Here is a 15,840-nt window from a genome sequence, read left to right on the forward strand (position 1 = left end):
ACCCACCGACCAGCAACGGAACCGCACGTCAGCGAGGCACTAGGCCACAATACCGCGAACCGGCGCCCGGCGACAGCCCGACTCATCTGGAGTGGATCTGGAGCAGCAATCGCGGTACGGCGCCAGCAGCCCGTCCACCACCCCCACCGGCGAGTGCGGCTCCATCCGCGCACGGGACGCCAGCGTGGCCTCCCACCGCTCCTGCAGCCCCTCCACCAGACGCCGCCGCATCCCCTCCGTGGGGTGGGAATACCTCGCCTGCACCGACCCGTCAGAGTGGCCCATGCGCTCATCCATCAGCGGCGACGGGACCCCCAGCTCCTCCATCAGGGTCTTGTGGGAGTGCCGCAGCGAATGCAGCACCATCCCCGGCGCGAGCGGCGCCCAGCACGCCACGGCCAGATCCGGCCGCGCATAGGTCCGTGTGGAGCGGTCCATGATCCCGATCTCGCGGCCCTCGGGCGGGGCGTCCACATACACCGGCCGGCGCGCCTGCTGCGTCGGGTATAGCACCCCCCGCGCGGCCGGGTAGAAGCACTGGTCACCGAAACCGGTGCGCCGCCAGTGCGGGTTCCCGCGCACACCCGCGAACACGTGGATCCCCGGCGGGTGCCGGTACCTCTTAGGTTCACCCTCCCCGCAGGGGCACCATTCGCCGACTGCGGCCGGGTGGGTCACCTGCCGGGCCTGGCGCGCCAGCAGGTCGGCGAGGAACGGCGGTAGATCCACGTCGCGCACGGAGCCGTCCTTGGGGTCTCGCCGCTGCAGGGCGGAGCCGTGGCGGGCGAGCTGCCACCGGATCTGGAGCGCCTCAGCGGATAGGAGGCTTCTTTCCAACCCGATCGCCTCGCCCCAGCGGACGCCGGTGTAAAACATCGCCGTGGTGAGAGTGAACTCGTCGCCGCGCCCGCTCATTACGGCTGTCCGCTCGGCGATGAGGAACGCGGTGAGCGGGTCGATGGCGCCGCGGGCCGCCCGCTCCTGCTGCCGCTGTTTGCGTTTGGGTGCGACCCGCCCCCGGCCCCGCCGCACGGCGGCGGGGTTGCGAGACATGTGCCCGCGGGCGGCGGCGTCGGCGCACAGGGTGTAGAGCATCCACCGGATGCCGTTGATGCTGTTGCGGGCGTACCCGGCGTCTTCGAGGTCTTTGACCCAGCGGGCGACGTCGTTGTCGGCGTCCTGCAGGTCGCGCAGGGTCCAGTCGCCCCACCGGGGGATGACGTGGTTCTGCAGCCAGGACAGGTAGCGCTCCATGGTGGAGGGTTCGAGGTCGAGGGCCCTGTACCAGTCGAGCGCCCATTCTTCGAGGCTCATGTGGGAGCGGGAGTTGGCGCGGGATCCGCGCCGGCGGATGTCGGCTTCCTGGTCGTTGGCGTGGTCCAGCGCGCTCTTCTTGGTGTCGAAGCCGCTGAGCTTGAGGAGCTTGCCGTCGGGGCCTTTCCAGCAGGCTCGCCAGGATTTCACGAGCTTTTCGGCGTAGGCCACGGCGGCTCCTCGGGGTCGGGGTCTCCTATTGTGCCCGGACCTGGTGCCGGCCGGGGAGTGGTCCGCGACATGACTGGGCCCCCGCCTCTCCCTCCCTGGGCGGGGGCCGTGGTCGTCATTCCCAACGGAACTGGGTGGGGATGAGGTGCGGGAGGCACCGCATCCACAGCAGGTGCGACAGGTAGCGCCTCCAGTCGGCTCGAATCGCCTCGGGGGGCGCGTCGACGCCGAAGATCGGGAAAAAGGCGCGCTGCTCGGGGATGGTCATGTCGGTCACGAGGTGGGGGATGATGCTCTCGGCGAGCTCGCCCCGCCTCTCGATGAGCAGTGTGCAGTGCGCTTTGCGCTGGATGCGCAGTGGCGCGTCGGTGTCGGTCATGGTGTCGGTGGTGATCCGGACTGGTCGGATCGTCGGGTCAATGATCCGGTGTTTCGGTAGGTAGAGTCCGTATTCGTCGTTGAATTCGGGTTCCACGGATCCCCCCTTTGGATTTTTGGGCCATCGCCCCCCTCTGTTTTGCGGGCCGCCATATCCCGGGGAAGGACCTTGATCCTATGTCGGACATGTGTTCGTGACCAGGGGTGATCCGCAGGAAATTCGTGTGACGGGTGTTTATCGGACGTGTCCACGAAATGGTGCGGGCATACGTAAGCCGCCGGTCCGCGCCTCGACCGGCGGTTAAATTTAGCCTGCCCTAAATTGTGTCAGTCCTCCCGAGGGTCTTTTGGGGGGTTCGCCCGGGGAAGCATCGACGCCTCTGGGTAGGCGTCAAGATCGTCGCGGAAACGCTGGACGACATAGCCGATGCCGCGTTCCGCGCTCAGCGTTTGCAGCACATGCTCATCGCTCCGGGTCGCTGGGTTGTGCCTGGTCAGCACGTAGCGGATGCGGGCATCGCCGACGCGCCGCCACCGCAGCACCTCGCCCTCGCGCAGGTGGGGCTCGCCGGCGAGGTAGCCGTCCCACTGCTCGTCGGCGGGGTCGCCGGAATCGTGGGGCGGCGCCGATAGCGGGGCGGCGCCGCCTGCGGCCGGCGTCGATTCGCCGACGAGGATCGCCTCGATGGTTCCCGGGGGGAATTCGTAGGCGAGGTCGAGCTCGACGAGGGTGCCGCGGCCGAACGTGTGCTGCCGCCCGCCCTCGGCGCGCTGGAGGGTCTTGTAGTTGACGCCGGTGGCGCGTGAGAACTCGCTGAGGTTCTTGTATCGCGGGTCGAGTTCGACCCGGCGTGTTCGTAGTCGTCTGGCCAGGTCAAGCCAGACATCGTCACTGTTGGTCACCGGGTGCTCCTCTCGGCGTCACGACGAGTATGCGGACTCAGTAGGACGCGCGCAACACAGCATAGACCCCGTGTCACCCCGGGGATAGATGCATGTCCCCTCAAGGCCATGCGCGTCCTACTGAGTACTAGGAATCGCGATTGCATGAGCATTCGTGTCCGAGCAGGTCTTGCATCTTCGGACTGTGAGTCCTAACGTGTCCTACATGCCAGCCAAACCGACCGCCCGACACAACGGAGCCGCCATCCGCGGCATCCGCGTCAGCCAGGGCCGCACCTGCCGAGAGGTCGCAGAGCGCGTCGGCATCCACGAACAGACCCTGCGGAACCTGGAGCTCTACGACTCCACCAACCAGCCGCAGGACGCCGAACGCCGCCGCCACGTCGGTATCGAACTCGCCTACAAGATCGCCCGCGAGCTGAGCGTGCCCATCAACGCGATCCTCCTCGACCCCATCGGCCATGAGCAGGCCGAGCCCGAGGAGGTGCCCACCTCATGAGCACTGAACTGCTTTCCGATCGCGACGTCGCCGACCGGCTCGGCCTCAAAGGCACCCGGTGGGTCGCCGACCAGGCCCGCGCCGGCGTGTTCCCGCACCTCAAGGTCGGGCGCAGCCGCCGCTACACCGAGGCGCACGTCGAGGAGATCCTCCGGATCTGCGAGGAGCGCCCGCGTGCGGCCCGCACACGACCCGAGCCCGCTCCCGGGCGGGCGGCGCCCCGCGGCGGCGAGGTGCGCCGGTTCGAGCGCAAGGTCCCCCGCAAGCTGCGGCCATCTTCCTGACCGCATGAAGACGGCGCCCGGTCGCAGCCACGACCGGACGCCAGGCCCCTACTCGGAATCCAGAAGAAGGAGATCAGGGCCATGACGATTATGCACCCCGCGCCGCTGGGCGCGAACACCACCACCGACAACGCCATCCCCGACGCCGCCCGGATCGCCGCGACCATCGCCGCGATCGTCCAGTCCGCCGGCGTCACCCGCGAGGTCGCCTTCAGCATCGATCACTTCGGTGAGCGCGGCGAGCGGCCCACGGTGACCGTGACCGCGGCCCGGTGGGTGGCCTACGCCGACCGTGAGGAGCTGCTGCGCCGCGTCGCCCGGTCGATCGGCCTCGCGCTGGGCCTGCGGGTGAGCGAGCACCACGGCCGCCGGTGGATCTCCGGGTCCATCACGCGCGACGGGGTGGACTACTTGGTGACCTCCGCGCTGTCGGGAGGCGAGCAGTGATGGCCGCGCCGACCCGCCCGCACCCGCTCGCTGACCTGCTCGCCGAGGCCGGTGTGGAACTGACCCCCGAGCAGGCCGCCTACGTCGAGATGACCGAGGCCACCGGCCACGACCAGGCCGCGTGCTCGCTGCTGCGCACGTTCGCCGCGCACCTGGCGCCCGCGCCCCGGCAGGAGCTGCGGTCCGCGCACTTCGTGGACCTCGTCTCCCACCCCGCCGGCGCCGACTGCGACGCCGCGCGCGGCCTGCCCACGTACATGACCGTCGGGCTCGACCACGAGGGCCCGTGGTGGCACTGCAGTCGCCACTGCAAAGCACACCGCGGCCTGGTGGACACGGCCTACGAAGCGGTCTCCGCCCGCGACCACCTGGACACCTACCACCAGGGCTGGAGGTCCGGAGATGACCGCTGAATCCGCCGTGCTCTTGGGCATCGCCGCCGCCGTGACCGTCGCGGTCGTGATCGGGTCCATGGCGCTGGGGTGGGTGCTGCGCGGCCGCGATGACCGCCGCATGCGCGACACCGCCCGGGCGCTGCGGGGCCGTGTGCACGAGCTGGAGGACTGCCTGGCGCTGGAGCAGCGCGTGGTCCTGGCCCTGGGTGAGCACCTGCCCGAGGACACCGTCCGCACCGCTGTCGACTCGGTCACCGGCGCTTCCGAGGGGAGGCACGGGCGATGAGCGAGACCCGCCCCGACGCCGCCCCCGCTTCGTTCAGCGACGCCTTCGACGGCATGGACTCCTGCATCGAGCACGTCCTGACCCTGCGCGAGCAGTGGGCCGACGGCGACGACGTCACCGCAGAGATCCACGACCTGCTGGGCCAGGTGGGCGCGTTCGCGGGGCTGCTGGCCGCCGCCCACGACGCCGAAACCGAGGAATCCGCACTGCTCGCCGAGGCGACGCCCGAGGACTTCATGGAGGACCCCCGATGAGCTACCGATCCGACGCCGACCCGCCGCCCACCCAGCACCTCATCAACGAGCTCGGCGACCGCTTCGACCGCATCGAGCACTTGCGCGATGAGTGGGTCGCCGGCGCCCAGACCGGCCGGGAGATGCAGGTCCGCATCACCGAGGTGGTCGACCTGGCTGCGCGGCTCGCTGACGCGCAGGCCGCTGACGACATGCTCGCCGCGGCGCACGCGACCGCGCTCCGCCAAGCGGGAGGTGTCCAGTGACCGCCGCTGAGTTCGTCTACGAGGTCACGTCGGGGCTGCTGCTGGTCGCCGCGTGGGTGGCCGCGGCCCGCATCAAGGAGGCCCTGCGATGACCGCCACGCAGACCCCGACCGGCCGCCTCCTCGGCACCTGGCCCGACGGCTCCGCGGATTGGCATGCCGCCCGCGCCGGCCGGTTGGGCGGGTCCGACATGGCCGCCGTTCTCGGCCGGTCCCCGTGGACCAGCCCGTACCGGCTGTGGCACCTCAAGGCCGGGCGCGTGCAGGAGGAGCCCACCACGCCGGAGCAGGCCCGCGGCCACTACCTCGAAGACGGCATCCGCCGCTGGTGGGGTGACCAGAATCCCGAGTTCGAGATCTCCACGGGCGGCACCTACGTGCACGCCGAGCGGGACTACCAGCTCGCCAACCCCGACGGCATCGTGCTGGAGGGCGGTGAGCCGGTCGGGATCCTGGAGGTCAAGACCGACGGCCAGGACGACCCCGACACCTGGGGAAAGTCCGGCACCGACGAGATACCGCTCTACTACCGCACCCAGATCCTCTGGTACCTCGACGCGCTGGGCCTGGAGGTCGCCCACGTCGCCGTGCTCACCGCCCGGCTGGAGTTCCGCCACTACACGGTGCGCTACGACGCCGACGAGGCCGCGGCCCTTCGGTTCCGCGCCGAACTGTTCCTCGACTCGCTGGCGTTCAACGCCCCGCCGGACTTCGACGGCGCCACGTCGACCTACCAGACCGTGCGCGAGCTACACCCGGCCATCGACGGCACCCCCGTCGAACTGACCTACGCCGAGGCCGCGGCCTACTGCTCAGCGAAGCACGCGCTGGAGGCCGCGAAGGAGCGCGAACTCTACGAGCGGTCCGTGCTCGCCGACCGCATGGGTTCGGCGAAGAAGGCCACCTACTGCGGCGTGACCATCGGCACCCGCCAGTCCCGAGGCGGCGGCGACCCGTTCTTCGTTGCCGGCCGGAAGCTGCCCGACATGCCCGCCCCCACCGCCCAGGAAGCAGAGGCTGCCTGATGAGTACCACGACCGACCTCGAAGTTTCCCGCGCCGGCGCTTTGGCGCTGGACCCGGCCCAGACCGAGTGGACCGATCCGCAGCGTTCCGCGCTGGAGCAGCTCGGTATCGCCAATGCTCCGGCCGGGGATCAGTTGGTGTTCTTGCACCAGGCGCAGCGCACCGGATTGGACCCGTTCGCGAAGCAGATCTATATGATCGCGCGCCGTGATTCCCGCGCCCCGGGCGGGTTCAAGTACACGATCCAGGCCGGGATCGACGGGCTTCGGGTGATCGCTGAGCGCACGGGCCGCTACGAGGGTCGCACCCCGATCAGCTGGTGCGGCGAGGACGGCATCTGGCGCGACGTGTGGCTGGACCCCAACCGGCCGCCGGTGGCCGCCCGGTGCGGGGTCTACAAGCGCGGGTTCCGCGAGCCGCTGGTCTCGGTGGCGATCTTCCGCGAGTACGCCGCGACGAACAAGGACGGCACCTACAGCAGCATGTGGTCGACGAAGGGCGCCCACATGATCGGGAAGGTCGCGGAGTCCCTCGCACTGCGTGCGGCCTTCCCTCAGGACCTGTCGAGCATCTTCACCCCGGAGGAGACCGAGAAGGACGCCGACGTGCCGCAGGACGAACCCGGTGCGGGGAAGCCGGGGGAGCGCATCGAGACGGTGTCCGGCCCTCCCGCGGAGTACGCCCAGCCGGTAAGCGAGCCGATGATCGGCCCCAAGCAGACCGACGAGATGTTCGGCCGGTTCAAGGACCTGGACCTCGGCAAGGACGCGGCGCTGGCGCTGTGCTCGGAGGTCGCGGGCCGCGAGATCGCGGTGACGCGGCTGCTGACGGCGGCTGAGGCTGACGCGGTCATCGACCGGCTGGCCGACCTGGCCCGTGAGCGCTCGGGCGAGCAGCAGATTGAGCCGCAGGGCGAACCGCCGGAGACGGACGAGAACGGCGTCGTGGACGCCCACATCGTCGAGGACGAGCCGGCCAGCGCCGACGAGGCCGACGCCCTGTGGCCGGAGGTTGCGCAGCCGGGGAGCGCCCGGTGATCGCCCGCTTGTTTGGCCGCCGCCCCGTGCGGGCGGCGGCCCCCGCCCCCGAGGTGCCGCTGACGCCGGGCGAGGTCCACGCCGCGATCTCCGTGGCGTCGGTCAACCTCGACCAGGCCGGCCACACCCTCACCGACGCGCACGCGGCGCTGGACGCCTACTGGGACACGCTCGACCCCGCCGACCTGCAGGCCGCGCACCAGGCCGGGTCCGATCTGATCCGCGCGGTGGGGCGCTACCAGTCCGCGCTCGCACGCACCCGCCGAGGAGGTGCCTCATGAACCGCATCCGCACCGCGCTGCACGAGGCGTACCTGACCATGCGGGACTTCGCGGCCCCGCCCGAACTGGAACCGGCCCCCGCCCCTGTCCAGCCGCGCGCGGCCGCGCCCGAGCCGCACACCGACGTGGTGCACCCGACCGGGACCGACCCGACCGAGGACACCGTGCAGGCGTGGCTCGACGGTGTGGTCGCGCCGGTGCCCGAGGACGGCTGTTTCCACTGCGACCTGCCGCCCTACAAGCACGGCGTGAAGGTCGAAGGTCACAAGGCTCCCGACCTCGGCGACGACGGGTTCCGCTACGCCGCCCTGGTCGGAAAGCACCAGTACGCCGAGCCCACGATCTTCCAGATCAACCAGCGCAGACGCGCCCAGGGGGTGACCCAGTGACCCCCGAAGAGGCCGCGTGGGTGCGCGAGCACGCGTGGATGGGCCAGCTCCAACGCGAGTACGCAGCCCTGCCCGGGGTGACGCACACGTGCACATGCCAGTTCGGTCCGACCGGGCACTGCGGGGTGGGCCAGCACGACCAGTGCCAGAGCACCGCCTGGGAGCCAAAGCCCGAGACCTACGTGACCGACGGCAAGGGCAGCGTCCGCTACTTCGCGGATCCGCGGGAGCCCGCGCGGGTGTGGCTGGCACCGACAGCGTGCGGGTGGCTGTGCCCGTGTGGATGCCACCGGCCCGCCGTGGCGGATTGGGCGCCGACCCGCATCGAGCAGCCCGCGCTTTTCTGACCACCCCTGGAACGCGCCGCCCGGGACTGCGGGGGCCCGGGCGGCGCACACCCGCCAACCCCCGCCGCACACGAAAGCAGGAGCCATGGATCAGCCCCGAGTCCTCGGGCTCGACCTATCCGTCACCGCATCCGGAGTCGCCCGCGACGACGGCGCCACCGAGACCATCAAGCCCAAGCGCCAAGGCGACCAGCGCCTCACCGAGATCCGCAAGATCGTCGGTGACGTCACCGGCGGAGCCGAGCTCGTAGTCATCGAGGACTTCGTCGTCCGATCCGCCGCTTCGTCCATCACCGGGATGGTCCACGGCGCCGTCCGCGAGCTTCTGCTCTCCCGCGGCATTCCCTACGCCGTGATCGCTCCGGCGACCCTCAAGGCCTTCGCGACCGGCAAGGGCAACGGCGACAAGACCGCGATGGCCATGGCCGCCTATAAGCGCGCTGAGCGGGAGTTCGCCGACGACAACCAGTGCGACGCGTGGTGGCTGCGCCAGGCCGGGCTGCACCACCTCGGGCGCCCGGAGTTCAGCTTGCCTGCGGATCAGGTGGCGCGGCTGGACAAGGTGGCCTGGCCGGCGCTGCCCAAGGCGGTGGCGTGATGCCGGGCCCGCCTCCTCCGCCGCCGACCGAGGGCGCCCGTACCGCGGCCCGCGAGTCGGTCGCCGAGCGCAACACCAGCCGCGCTTTCGAGGTGGCGGCGCTGCTCGCGCAGGGCCGCACCCGCGGCGAGATCGCCGCCGAGCTCGGCGTGCACCCGAACACCGTCAGCACCTACGCCCGCGCGACGGGGGCCCGCTGCCCCCGCAAGAAGAAGCAGAAGGAGCCCCGATGACCGGCTACCGCGCCTCCGAGCCCGGCACCGTCCGGCTGGCCGCCCGATCCCGGTGGGACTGGGCACAGCACGCCGGGTGTGCCGGCGAGTCCCTGGAGTTGTTTTTCGGCCCCGACGGGGAGCGCCAGCCCGAACGCGAGCAGCGGGAGGCCAAGGCCAAGGAGATCTGCCAGGCGTGCCCGGTGAGGCCTGCTTGCGCCGACTACGCCATCGCCGCGAACCAAAAGCACGGCACGTGGGGCGGCTACACCCCCGAGGAGCGGGTCACCATCCGCCGCTCCCGCATGCGCCGCGCACAGGCAGGGAGGGCCGCCGCGTGAACCCCGACACCCTCCGCCACCGCCGACGCGCCCAACTCGTCGCCGCCGGCCAATGGAACCCGTGGGGCGACCTCGACCAGGTCCGAACCCACATCCGCCACCTGCGCGACACCGGCGTCAGCATGAAGCGCATCGCCGCCCGCGCCGGGGTTGGCGTCTCCACCCTCAGCTACATCATGGGGCCCGCCAGGCTCGTCCAGCGCGGCACCGCCGACCGGATCCTGGCCGTGGCCCCCGATGACCGCCTCAAGGCCGCGATCGACGCTACGGGGGCCCGCCGCCGCGTCCAGGCGCTGCAGGCTCTGGGCTACTCCGGCGCTGATCTGGCGCGGGCCGCGGGGATCTCCCGCCGCACGGTGACGGCTCTGAGTAGCCCGGCCGGCGCCGACGCGGTGCTGCCGTCGACGGCCGGGCGGATCGCCCGCGCCTATGACGAGCTGTGCATGCGCCCGGCGGCGGACTCCAAGTCGGCCCGGACGATGCGGACGTGGGCGGCGAAGCAGGGCTGGTTGCCGCCTCTGGCGTGGGACGACGACAGCATCGACGACCCGGGCGCGGTCCCGGACCTGGGGGAGGCCGTGCCGCGGTTCGTGGCGATCGGTGAGGACGCCGCGGAGCTCGAAGCCCTGGGCTATCCCCGCGACGCGATCGCGGAGCGGTTGGGCGTCACCCGGGGCTATGTGGTGCAGGCGTTGACCGCGCACCGCCGCCGCACTACCGCCCACGAGAAGGCGGCATGAGGACGCCCCGCCGGGGTCTGGCCGGCGGGGCGCACACCCACACAACCACAGGAGGACCGATGGACCTGACCGCAGAACAGCACCAACAGCTCATCGACCAGGGATGGACCCCGCCGCCCGACACCGCCGGGATGCTCGCCGCCGAACGCGAGCGCATCACCAGTGGCAGCAATGTCCTCGGCGGCGGCGAGGGCGACACCACCCCGATCTACCTGCTGGTGCAGGAGCGCACGGACTTCGTGATCGCGGTCGAGCGAAGCACCTACGACCTCTTCGCCGAGACCGACGACTTGCCGGAGCTGCTGGACGACCGCCCCGACGACTACCGCACCACCACCTACACGCTGTTGGACGCCTGACCCCGCTACGGCCCGCGCCGACCTGGCGCGGGCCACAACCACAGGAGGACATGTGAAGTACCGCAAGAAGCCCGTAGAGATCACCGCCCACCAGTGGCTCCGCAACGGCGACCACCCCGACGACTACACCGAAGACCTCATCGACCCCGTCGACGGACGCGTGTGGACCGCCGAGCAGCGCCGCGCGGAGAACTGGGAAGGCGCCGTCGTCCGCTACTTCCGCCACCCCGACATCCCCGGCGACCAGACGTGCAGCAAGTGCGAGCTGCCCATGGACGCCCACGGGTGGATCGACACGCTCGAAGACGGCCACAACGTGTGCCCCGGCGACTGGATCGTGACCGGCGTCGAGGGTGAGCGCTACCCGGTCAAGCCGTCCGTGTTCGAGGCCACCTACGAGCCCGTACCCGCCAACGTAAACGCCTGACCCGACGAGCCGCCCGGGGCCGACCGCCCCGGGCGCAGGAGGCTGCAGTGGACCCCTACTACTCCGACACCAACGTCCAGCTCTACCTGGGCGACGCCCGCCAGGTGCTGCCCGCGCTCAGCATCACCGCGGACTGCGCCGTCGCCGATCCACCGTACTCAGAGACGTCGCTTGCCTGGGACTTCTGGCCCGACGGGTGGCTCGACACCGTAGCCGCGCACACCAGCAGCCTGTGGTGCTTCGGGTCCATGCGGATGTTCCTCGCCCGCGGCGGCGAGTTCGCGGCGGCCGGATGGAAGCTCAGCCAGGACATCGTGTGGGAGAAGCACAACGGCAGCGGGTTCGCGTCCGACCGGTTCAAACGCGTCCACGAAACCGCCACCCACTGGTACCGCGGCCCGTGGTCAGGCATCCGCCACCAGGCGCCCCGCGTGCCCGCCACCTACGACCCCAAGGGCCGCACCGCATCGGCGAGCGCGGTCCGCGTTCCCCACACCGGGACGATCGGCGCCCACGCCTACACCGACGACGGCACCCGCCTCGCCCGGTCGGTGCTGCGGTGCCCCTCGGTGCGGCGCGGTCACCACCCCACCGAGAAACCGGTGCGCGGCCTGCTGGAGCACCTGGTCACCTACGCGTGCCCGCCCGGCGGACTGGTCCTCGACCCGTTCGCGGGGTCCGGGTCCGCGCTGGTGGCCGCCCGCGAGACGGGGAGGCGCTGCATCGGCATCGAGGCTCACGAGCCCTACGCGGAGGCCGCCGCCCGCCGGTTGGCGCAGGACGTGCTGCCCATGGAGGCCGAGTGATGGCGGGCATGCGAAACGCCCGGCGCGCAGGCCGGGGGAGCGGACGAGGGGCGGATTACCGGCCCTCGCCTCGCGGCGCCTTCGGGCCTTCTCGGCGCAGCTTCGCGATGTACTCGCGCGACCAGTCGACCGACCGGGCGATGCGCGCGTTCGACTCGCCGCGCTCGATGGCCTCGAAGATCAGCCGCATCATCAGCTCGCGGTCTTTGTCGATCCGGTCGCGGACATCGCGCAGCTCGGGGATCTCGTCTCGTGCCATGACTGCCATGTTGTCACGCCCTCTATTCAGAACTCTAAGCGGAACTAAGTTGACAGTCGCATGGCGGGGCGCTAATGTCAACTTAGTACGCAACAGAGTTGACACAAGGGAGGCTCCGATGGGCCACGAACCCACCCTCACCCCCGGCCAGCGAGTGCGCGGCTTCCACACCGGCGACGAAGGAACCTTCCTCCGCTACACCAGCGCGGGCTCACCGGTCATCGCCTTCGACAACGCCGTGCACTACCCCGAACTCGCCGTCGAGCCCGGCCTCGCCGTGGCCATCGAGGAGCCGAAGTGACCTACGCCGACATCCTCCGCCGCGCCGCCACACTCCTCGAACGCGAGGGCTGGTGCAGATGCACAACCCTCTACCACCGCGACGCCCGCAACGGCGAAGGCGCGATCTGGGAAGCCGCCGGAGTGCACGAGCCCCCCTTCTACCGCGAGTGCGTCGAGACCGCCAAGCACGTATGCAACCTCGCGGACCGCCACCTGCGCAACCGCGGCCTCGGGCACCTCAGCGCCTACGAGGCCCGCCCCGAAACCACCGCAGCCGACGTGATTACGGCCTTGCGCGCCGCCGCCGAGGAACACGACCACACCTGAGCCCGCCCGATGCCTACGCCGCCCCCACTGGGGGGCGGCCAGGGGACCAGGACGGACCACCCCGACAGATCGGAGACTCCCGTGAACCAGCAGGAACCCCGCACCCTCGCGCAGGTCGAAGAGTACGCAGCGAGCGCATGGCGGCGGATCCACGAGTTCGAAAAGGACCTGCGCCGCTACATCCGCGAAGACAAGCTGCAGCGCCACCTCGACGACATCCGCAAGCGCGGCGACGACTTCGCCCGCATGCACAACTCCCTGGCCAACAAGGTCGCCAAGCTCGAAAGCCGGCTGCGCAAGGTCGAGGAGGTCGCGACCTCCGGCCAGGAGTCCGCCGTTCTCGCCGGGGTGGTCTCGGAGATCGCCGCGGCGCACGGCCGGGAGGCGGTGGAGGCCGACACCGAGGCCGCCCGCCGCGTGCTGGCGCTGCTGCGCGGCGAGAAGAGCTGACCGCACGCAAGTGGGGCCGCCCCCAGACGTAGGAGGGGCGGCCCCGCCACCAGGAAACCACGGGAGGACCCGGATGGACATCTACGAGGCGCAGATCAACCGCCTGCTCGACCGGTACCAGGAGTTCCCCGAGGACGACCTGGAGCGCCGCATCGCCCGGCTGCGGCGCAAGCAGGCCGCCGCCCAGGAGCAGGTGCGCGCCCAGGAGGAGGCCGAGCGGCACCGGCTGCGGCTCGTCGCCGCCGGCATGCGGCGACGCTCCCGCCCGGCGCCTGACAAGCCCGACCTCGCCGCGATCGAGGCCCACTTCGCCGCCCTCGGGTTCCCGGTGGTGGACATCGACGAGTGGGCTCCGGTGCACGCCCCCGACTGGCTCGCCGAGTTGGAGGCCCGCGCGGGGGTGCCGCACATCAGCCACCGGGCGGAGAGCCTGCCCGACCACATCGACCTCTGAGGAGCACCCCATGCCCATCCGCCTCACCCCACCCGGACACAACCCAGGCGGCCCCGACGGTCAGGGCTGGAACCGCGTATCGCTCAACGCCCACATCGGTTCCGAGCCCGCGCAGTGCGCACTGCGCCCCCGCCGCTTCCCCCAGTTCGCCGACACCATGCGCAGCACCCAGCACGCCCGGTGGGGCGGCTATGGGGTCTGCGTCCGCGACGACGGCGACTGCGGCTCCTGCCCGCTGTTGCGCGACCACATCCGGATGGACGCGGCGCCAGGCGAGGACCGGGTGCTGTTCCGCATCGGCGACCACGACATCCCCTACCGGATGGCCGAGGCCGACACCGGATGGGACGGGCCGGCCGAGAAGTGGCCCTTCGAGGAGTTGGCCCGCCTGGAGGACGGGTGGGTGCTGGAGCGCGGCGTCCCGTCCCGCGACGAGCACGGCGAGTTCTTCTGGGTCCGCCGCACGCCCTGACCCGGTTGTTGCCGCTGCCGCCCGCGGGGCGGTGGCGGGAGCACCCGACACACCATCTGGAGGAGCCCATGCACGTAACCCCGCCGCTGTCGAGCTTCCCGACGCCCGGATGGCACGAGGTGACCGTGGACCGCTACGACACCCCGCCGCCCACCGAGTACCGGGCGGGCTGCCTCACCTGCCGGTGGATGGGCTCGTACTTCGACGAGGAGCGCGACGCCAACGCCGAGGGGTCGCGCCATGAGAACCCCGCCCACCGCAACCGCACCTGAAGGAGCCCGCCGTGTCCTGCTCGATCACCGACACCGGAGACGCCGACGCCACGTGCTGCGCGGTCTACGGCGACACCTGCACCCACACGACCGGCTGCCACTGGCGGGTCACCGACGAGGACGCCACCGGCCAGGTCCGGTGGTGCGACACCCACGAGCGCGAGTTCGGCCTCGCCGCCGACTGCACCTGAAGGAGCCCCGCATGACCGACACCGCCCGCCCCGACCTCGACGCCATCGCCGCCCGCGAACAGGCCGCCTCCAAGGAGGTCGCCCGCCTGTGCGAGGGCGGCCGGTGGGAGATGCGCGTCCCCGCCCGCGACGACGCCGACAGCGACATGGTGATCAGCCGTTCCCTGTCCGACATCGACGTCCTCACGGCGGAGGTGCGGCGGCTGACCGCCGAGCTGGAGACCGCCCACGCGGACCGCGACTACTACCGCGACCGGCTCACCGACACCGACCAGGCGCTGGAGCGCGCCGCCGCCGAGCGGGATCAGTGGCACGACGCCCTGCACGCCGAGACCGCCGCCTACGCGCGCCGCTACAGCGTCATGGACACCCGCATCGCTGAGGCCCGCCGCGAGGAGCGCGAACGGTGCGCCCGTGTGGCGGCCACCACCGCGACCCAGGACCCCAGGGGCGCGAAGGCGATCCACGACATCATCCGCGCCCTGCCCGACGCCACCCCCACCACCGAGGAGAGCCAGTGACCCCTGCCGAGGTCATCCCCCGTGCCCGCGCCGCATACCAGCGCGTCCACGGCCACACCCACCAGTGGGACGCCATCACCGCCGCCGCCAACAGCCACACCACCCCCGCGGGCGCGGCCGACGCGGTCGCTCAGGACGCCCCGTCGGCCGCCGACATCATCACCGGCGGCCCGTGGGGCACCGCCCTGCACGCGCTGGACGAAGCCGCCGGCCTTGACTGGCCCGCGCACAGGGCCGCCTGCACCCGCCGACACCAGACCCGCACCACCGAGGAGACCTGATGGCCACCGACCTACCCCCGCTCACTGCCCGACAGCAGAGCGTCCTGGATTACATCCAGCGCACCACGGGAGACCGCGGATTCCCACCGTCGTACCGAGAGATCGGCGAAGGCGTCGGCCTCTCCAGCGCGGCCAGCGTCGCCCACCAGGTGAAGGAACTCGAACGCAAGGGCCACCTCCACCGCGCCCCCAACCTCGCCAGGGCCACCTTCCTCGCCAAGGACGATGCCGAGGCCGCAAAGACACACCCCGAGATTCGCGGGGTGGGGCGCACCGCCTGGCGAGACGGCTACGAGTTCGCGCTGCGAAACCTCCACGACGAAGCCGTACAGGCCGACCTGGCGCGCCTCGCTCGCGACACCGCCTGACAGCCCGCCCGGATCGAGCCGGCGCCCCGCGAGCAACGCGCGGGGCGGGCACGCAGAACCACCCGACCGAAGGAGACCCAGATGGGCCCCGTAGAGCCGCTTCCCGACCTCACCCCCGAGCAGTGGGCCGCCCTCGCCGAAGCTGCCCAGCGGCTCGCCGAGAAGCACACCCACGCCTGACCCGCGCGCCGGGCGGGCCCGCCACCGCCCGGCCACACACGCACCA

The 15,840-nt window shown here is 71.4% G+C and carries 33 protein-coding genes; 29 read left to right on the plus strand and 4 right to left on the minus strand.

The features are described from left to right. Positions 1-39 precede the first annotated feature (39 nt). The 3 genes from ABD284_RS12035 to ABD284_RS12045 form a co-directional block, all read right to left on the minus strand. Complete coding sequence (locus ABD284_RS12035) at positions 40-1,485, minus strand: tyrosine-type recombinase/integrase (protein ID WP_344142926.1); 1,446 nt, start codon at positions 1,483-1,485, stop codon at positions 40-42. A gap of 115 nt (positions 1,486-1,600) precedes the next feature. After that, the gene (locus ABD284_RS12040; protein WP_344142927.1) at positions 1,601-1,864 is read right to left on the minus strand and encodes a hypothetical protein; all 264 of its coding nucleotides are present in this window, start codon (positions 1,862-1,864) and stop codon (positions 1,601-1,603) included. 326 nt (positions 1,865-2,190) lie between these two features. Beyond that, entirely contained in the window at positions 2,191-2,766 is a 576-nt protein-coding gene (locus tag ABD284_RS12045) for a hypothetical protein (protein WP_344142928.1), read from the minus strand. A 205-nt stretch (positions 2,767-2,971) separates the two neighbouring features. Between ABD284_RS12045 and ABD284_RS12050 the strand changes: the two genes are divergently transcribed. The 19 genes from ABD284_RS12050 (at position 2,972) to ABD284_RS12140 (ending at position 11,737) form a co-directional block, all read left to right on the plus strand. Continuing rightward, positions 2,972-3,265, plus strand: a complete 294-nt coding sequence (locus ABD284_RS12050; RefSeq protein ID WP_344142929.1) for a helix-turn-helix transcriptional regulator — start codon at positions 2,972-2,974, stop codon at positions 3,263-3,265. Further along, complete coding sequence (locus tag ABD284_RS12055) at positions 3,262-3,549, plus strand: hypothetical protein (protein ID WP_344142930.1); 288 nt, start codon at positions 3,262-3,264, stop codon at positions 3,547-3,549. The genes ABD284_RS12050 and ABD284_RS12055 overlap by 4 nt, the downstream gene beginning before the upstream one ends. An 81-nt stretch (positions 3,550-3,630) precedes the next feature. Then, positions 3,631-3,996 (plus strand): hypothetical protein, encoded by a 366-nt coding sequence (locus ABD284_RS12060; protein WP_344142931.1) that lies wholly within the window; start codon positions 3,631-3,633, stop codon positions 3,994-3,996. Beyond that, positions 3,996-4,409 carry a hypothetical protein gene (locus ABD284_RS12065; RefSeq protein ID WP_344142932.1) on the plus strand — a complete coding sequence of 138 codons (414 nt, stop codon included), beginning with the start codon at positions 3,996-3,998 and terminating at the stop codon, positions 4,407-4,409. The genes ABD284_RS12060 and ABD284_RS12065 overlap by 1 nt, the downstream gene beginning before the upstream one ends. Next, complete coding sequence (locus tag ABD284_RS12070) at positions 4,399-4,677, plus strand: hypothetical protein (protein WP_344142933.1); 279 nt, start codon at positions 4,399-4,401, stop codon at positions 4,675-4,677. Before ABD284_RS12065 ends, ABD284_RS12070 begins: the two co-directional genes overlap by 11 nt. Continuing rightward, on the plus strand, positions 4,674-4,931 hold the full coding sequence (locus ABD284_RS12075) for a hypothetical protein (RefSeq protein ID WP_344142934.1): 258 nt from the start codon (positions 4,674-4,676) through the stop codon (positions 4,929-4,931). Before ABD284_RS12070 ends, ABD284_RS12075 begins: the two co-directional genes overlap by 4 nt. Next, positions 4,928-5,176: a hypothetical protein gene (locus ABD284_RS12080; protein ID WP_344142935.1), complete on the plus strand. Its 249-nt coding sequence runs from the start codon at positions 4,928-4,930 to the stop codon at positions 5,174-5,176. The genes ABD284_RS12075 and ABD284_RS12080 overlap by 4 nt, the downstream gene beginning before the upstream one ends. An 88-nt stretch (positions 5,177-5,264) precedes the next feature. Then, a complete protein-coding gene (locus ABD284_RS12085) occupies positions 5,265-6,200 on the plus strand; it encodes a YqaJ viral recombinase family nuclease (protein WP_344142936.1) in 936 nt (311 codons plus the stop codon). Beyond that, positions 6,200-7,237, plus strand: coding sequence for a phage recombination protein Bet (bet, locus tag ABD284_RS12090; RefSeq protein WP_344142937.1), 1,038 nt, complete (start codon positions 6,200-6,202; stop codon positions 7,235-7,237). The genes ABD284_RS12085 and bet overlap by 1 nt, the downstream gene beginning before the upstream one ends. After that, positions 7,234-7,518: a hypothetical protein gene (locus tag ABD284_RS12095; RefSeq protein ID WP_344142938.1), complete on the plus strand. Its 285-nt coding sequence runs from the start codon at positions 7,234-7,236 to the stop codon at positions 7,516-7,518. The genes bet and ABD284_RS12095 overlap by 4 nt, the downstream gene beginning before the upstream one ends. Further along, positions 7,515-7,907 (plus strand): hypothetical protein, encoded by a 393-nt coding sequence (locus ABD284_RS12100; RefSeq protein WP_344142940.1) that lies wholly within the window; start codon positions 7,515-7,517, stop codon positions 7,905-7,907. The genes ABD284_RS12095 and ABD284_RS12100 overlap by 4 nt, the downstream gene beginning before the upstream one ends. Beyond that, positions 7,904-8,254 carry a DUF6248 family natural product biosynthesis protein gene (locus ABD284_RS12105; RefSeq protein WP_344142942.1) on the plus strand — a complete coding sequence of 117 codons (351 nt, stop codon included), beginning with the start codon at positions 7,904-7,906 and terminating at the stop codon, positions 8,252-8,254. Before ABD284_RS12100 ends, ABD284_RS12105 begins: the two co-directional genes overlap by 4 nt. Positions 8,255-8,339: 85 nt before the next feature. Beyond that, a complete protein-coding gene (locus ABD284_RS12110; RefSeq protein ID WP_344142944.1) occupies positions 8,340-8,852 on the plus strand; it encodes a hypothetical protein in 513 nt (170 codons plus the stop codon). Beyond that, a complete protein-coding gene (locus ABD284_RS12115) occupies positions 8,852-9,085 on the plus strand; it encodes a LuxR C-terminal-related transcriptional regulator (RefSeq protein WP_344142945.1) in 234 nt (77 codons plus the stop codon). Before ABD284_RS12110 ends, ABD284_RS12115 begins: the two co-directional genes overlap by 1 nt. Continuing rightward, on the plus strand, positions 9,082-9,405 hold the full coding sequence (locus ABD284_RS12120) for a WhiB family transcriptional regulator (RefSeq protein WP_344142946.1): 324 nt from the start codon (positions 9,082-9,084) through the stop codon (positions 9,403-9,405). The genes ABD284_RS12115 and ABD284_RS12120 overlap by 4 nt, the downstream gene beginning before the upstream one ends. Further along, positions 9,402-10,145: a helix-turn-helix transcriptional regulator gene (locus ABD284_RS12125; protein WP_344142947.1), complete on the plus strand. Its 744-nt coding sequence runs from the start codon at positions 9,402-9,404 to the stop codon at positions 10,143-10,145. The genes ABD284_RS12120 and ABD284_RS12125 overlap by 4 nt, the downstream gene beginning before the upstream one ends. A 59-nt stretch (positions 10,146-10,204) precedes the next feature. Next, on the plus strand, positions 10,205-10,504 hold the full coding sequence (locus ABD284_RS12130; protein ID WP_344142948.1) for a hypothetical protein: 300 nt from the start codon (positions 10,205-10,207) through the stop codon (positions 10,502-10,504). 52 nt (positions 10,505-10,556) lie between these two features. After that, positions 10,557-10,931 carry a hypothetical protein gene (locus ABD284_RS12135; RefSeq protein WP_344142949.1) on the plus strand — a complete coding sequence of 125 codons (375 nt, stop codon included), beginning with the start codon at positions 10,557-10,559 and terminating at the stop codon, positions 10,929-10,931. 47 nt (positions 10,932-10,978) lie between these two features. After that, on the plus strand, positions 10,979-11,737 hold the full coding sequence (locus tag ABD284_RS12140; RefSeq protein ID WP_344142950.1) for a DNA-methyltransferase: 759 nt from the start codon (positions 10,979-10,981) through the stop codon (positions 11,735-11,737). Positions 11,738-11,792: 55 nt separating this feature from the next. Here ABD284_RS12140 and ABD284_RS12145 read toward each other — a convergent pair whose 3' ends face one another. After that, positions 11,793-11,996, minus strand: coding sequence for a hypothetical protein (locus ABD284_RS12145; RefSeq protein WP_344142951.1), 204 nt, complete (start codon positions 11,994-11,996; stop codon positions 11,793-11,795). 118 nt (positions 11,997-12,114) lie between these two features. Between ABD284_RS12145 and ABD284_RS12150 the strand changes: the two genes are divergently transcribed. The 10 genes from ABD284_RS12150 (at position 12,115) to ABD284_RS12195 (ending at position 15,614) form a co-directional block, all read left to right on the plus strand. Beyond that, a complete protein-coding gene (locus ABD284_RS12150) occupies positions 12,115-12,297 on the plus strand; it encodes a hypothetical protein (protein WP_344142952.1) in 183 nt (60 codons plus the stop codon). Then, positions 12,294-12,605: a DUF6197 family protein gene (locus ABD284_RS12155; protein WP_344142954.1), complete on the plus strand. Its 312-nt coding sequence runs from the start codon at positions 12,294-12,296 to the stop codon at positions 12,603-12,605. Before ABD284_RS12150 ends, ABD284_RS12155 begins: the two co-directional genes overlap by 4 nt. 81 nt (positions 12,606-12,686) lie before the next feature. Next, positions 12,687-13,055, plus strand: a complete 369-nt coding sequence (locus ABD284_RS12160; protein WP_344142955.1) for a hypothetical protein — start codon at positions 12,687-12,689, stop codon at positions 13,053-13,055. A gap of 73 nt (positions 13,056-13,128) precedes the next feature. After that, complete coding sequence (locus tag ABD284_RS12165) at positions 13,129-13,509, plus strand: hypothetical protein (protein ID WP_344142956.1); 381 nt, start codon at positions 13,129-13,131, stop codon at positions 13,507-13,509. 10 nt (positions 13,510-13,519) lie between these two features. Beyond that, entirely contained in the window at positions 13,520-13,981 is a 462-nt protein-coding gene (locus tag ABD284_RS12170; RefSeq protein ID WP_344142957.1) for a hypothetical protein, read from the plus strand. A 68-nt stretch (positions 13,982-14,049) separates the two neighbouring features. Further along, the gene (locus tag ABD284_RS12175) at positions 14,050-14,253 is read left to right on the plus strand and encodes a hypothetical protein (RefSeq protein WP_344142958.1); all 204 of its coding nucleotides are present in this window, start codon (positions 14,050-14,052) and stop codon (positions 14,251-14,253) included. Between the two features lie 11 nt (positions 14,254-14,264). Continuing rightward, a complete protein-coding gene (locus tag ABD284_RS12180) occupies positions 14,265-14,444 on the plus strand; it encodes a hypothetical protein (protein WP_344142960.1) in 180 nt (59 codons plus the stop codon). A gap of 11 nt (positions 14,445-14,455) precedes the next feature. Further along, positions 14,456-14,965, plus strand: a complete 510-nt coding sequence (locus ABD284_RS12185) for a hypothetical protein (protein ID WP_344142961.1) — start codon at positions 14,456-14,458, stop codon at positions 14,963-14,965. Continuing rightward, positions 14,962-15,246, plus strand: coding sequence for a hypothetical protein (locus ABD284_RS12190; RefSeq protein ID WP_344142963.1), 285 nt, complete (start codon positions 14,962-14,964; stop codon positions 15,244-15,246). Before ABD284_RS12185 ends, ABD284_RS12190 begins: the two co-directional genes overlap by 4 nt. Continuing rightward, the gene (locus tag ABD284_RS12195) at positions 15,246-15,614 is read left to right on the plus strand and encodes a LexA family protein (RefSeq protein WP_344142964.1); all 369 of its coding nucleotides are present in this window, start codon (positions 15,246-15,248) and stop codon (positions 15,612-15,614) included. The genes ABD284_RS12190 and ABD284_RS12195 overlap by 1 nt, the downstream gene beginning before the upstream one ends. The last annotated feature ends 226 nt before the right edge of the window (positions 15,615-15,840 follow it).

Source organism: Streptomonospora arabica (genome assembly GCF_039531585.1).
GTDB classification, from domain to species: domain Bacteria; phylum Actinomycetota; class Actinomycetes; order Streptosporangiales; family Streptosporangiaceae; genus Streptomonospora; species Streptomonospora halophila.

What these genes read in the sequence shown, in the direction of transcription:
- ABD284_RS12040 (WP_344142927.1), bottom strand. Translation starts at nt 1,864, where the DNA reads ATGACCGACACCGACGCGCCACTGCGCATCCAGCGCAAAGCGCACTGC.
- ABD284_RS12050 (WP_344142929.1), top strand. Translation starts at nt 2,972, where the DNA reads ATGCCAGCCAAACCGACCGCCCGACACAACGGAGCCGCCATCCGCGGC.
- ABD284_RS12055 (WP_344142930.1), top strand. Translation starts at nt 3,262, where the DNA reads ATGAGCACTGAACTGCTTTCCGATCGCGACGTCGCCGACCGGCTCGGC.
- ABD284_RS12060 (WP_344142931.1), top strand. Translation starts at nt 3,631, where the DNA reads ATGACGATTATGCACCCCGCGCCGCTGGGCGCGAACACCACCACCGAC.
- ABD284_RS12065 (WP_344142932.1), top strand. Translation starts at nt 3,996, where the DNA reads ATGGCCGCGCCGACCCGCCCGCACCCGCTCGCTGACCTGCTCGCCGAG.
- ABD284_RS12070 (WP_344142933.1), top strand. Translation starts at nt 4,399, where the DNA reads ATGACCGCTGAATCCGCCGTGCTCTTGGGCATCGCCGCCGCCGTGACC.
- ABD284_RS12075 (WP_344142934.1), top strand. Translation starts at nt 4,674, where the DNA reads ATGAGCGAGACCCGCCCCGACGCCGCCCCCGCTTCGTTCAGCGACGCC.
- ABD284_RS12080 (WP_344142935.1), top strand. Translation starts at nt 4,928, where the DNA reads ATGAGCTACCGATCCGACGCCGACCCGCCGCCCACCCAGCACCTCATC.
- ABD284_RS12085 (WP_344142936.1), top strand. Translation starts at nt 5,265, where the DNA reads ATGACCGCCACGCAGACCCCGACCGGCCGCCTCCTCGGCACCTGGCCC.
- bet (WP_344142937.1), top strand. Translation starts at nt 6,200, where the DNA reads ATGAGTACCACGACCGACCTCGAAGTTTCCCGCGCCGGCGCTTTGGCG.
- ABD284_RS12100 (WP_344142940.1), top strand. Translation starts at nt 7,515, where the DNA reads ATGAACCGCATCCGCACCGCGCTGCACGAGGCGTACCTGACCATGCGG.
- ABD284_RS12110 (WP_344142944.1), top strand. Translation starts at nt 8,340, where the DNA reads ATGGATCAGCCCCGAGTCCTCGGGCTCGACCTATCCGTCACCGCATCC.
- ABD284_RS12115 (WP_344142945.1), top strand. Translation starts at nt 8,852, where the DNA reads ATGCCGGGCCCGCCTCCTCCGCCGCCGACCGAGGGCGCCCGTACCGCG.
- ABD284_RS12120 (WP_344142946.1), top strand. Translation starts at nt 9,082, where the DNA reads ATGACCGGCTACCGCGCCTCCGAGCCCGGCACCGTCCGGCTGGCCGCC.
- ABD284_RS12130 (WP_344142948.1), top strand. Translation starts at nt 10,205, where the DNA reads ATGGACCTGACCGCAGAACAGCACCAACAGCTCATCGACCAGGGATGG.
- ABD284_RS12145 (WP_344142951.1), bottom strand. Translation starts at nt 11,996, where the DNA reads ATGGCACGAGACGAGATCCCCGAGCTGCGCGATGTCCGCGACCGGATC.
- ABD284_RS12150 (WP_344142952.1), top strand. Translation starts at nt 12,115, where the DNA reads ATGGGCCACGAACCCACCCTCACCCCCGGCCAGCGAGTGCGCGGCTTC.
- ABD284_RS12165 (WP_344142956.1), top strand. Translation starts at nt 13,129, where the DNA reads ATGGACATCTACGAGGCGCAGATCAACCGCCTGCTCGACCGGTACCAG.
- ABD284_RS12170 (WP_344142957.1), top strand. Translation starts at nt 13,520, where the DNA reads ATGCCCATCCGCCTCACCCCACCCGGACACAACCCAGGCGGCCCCGAC.
- ABD284_RS12175 (WP_344142958.1), top strand. Translation starts at nt 14,050, where the DNA reads ATGCACGTAACCCCGCCGCTGTCGAGCTTCCCGACGCCCGGATGGCAC.
- ABD284_RS12185 (WP_344142961.1), top strand. Translation starts at nt 14,456, where the DNA reads ATGACCGACACCGCCCGCCCCGACCTCGACGCCATCGCCGCCCGCGAA.
- ABD284_RS12195 (WP_344142964.1), top strand. Translation starts at nt 15,246, where the DNA reads ATGGCCACCGACCTACCCCCGCTCACTGCCCGACAGCAGAGCGTCCTG.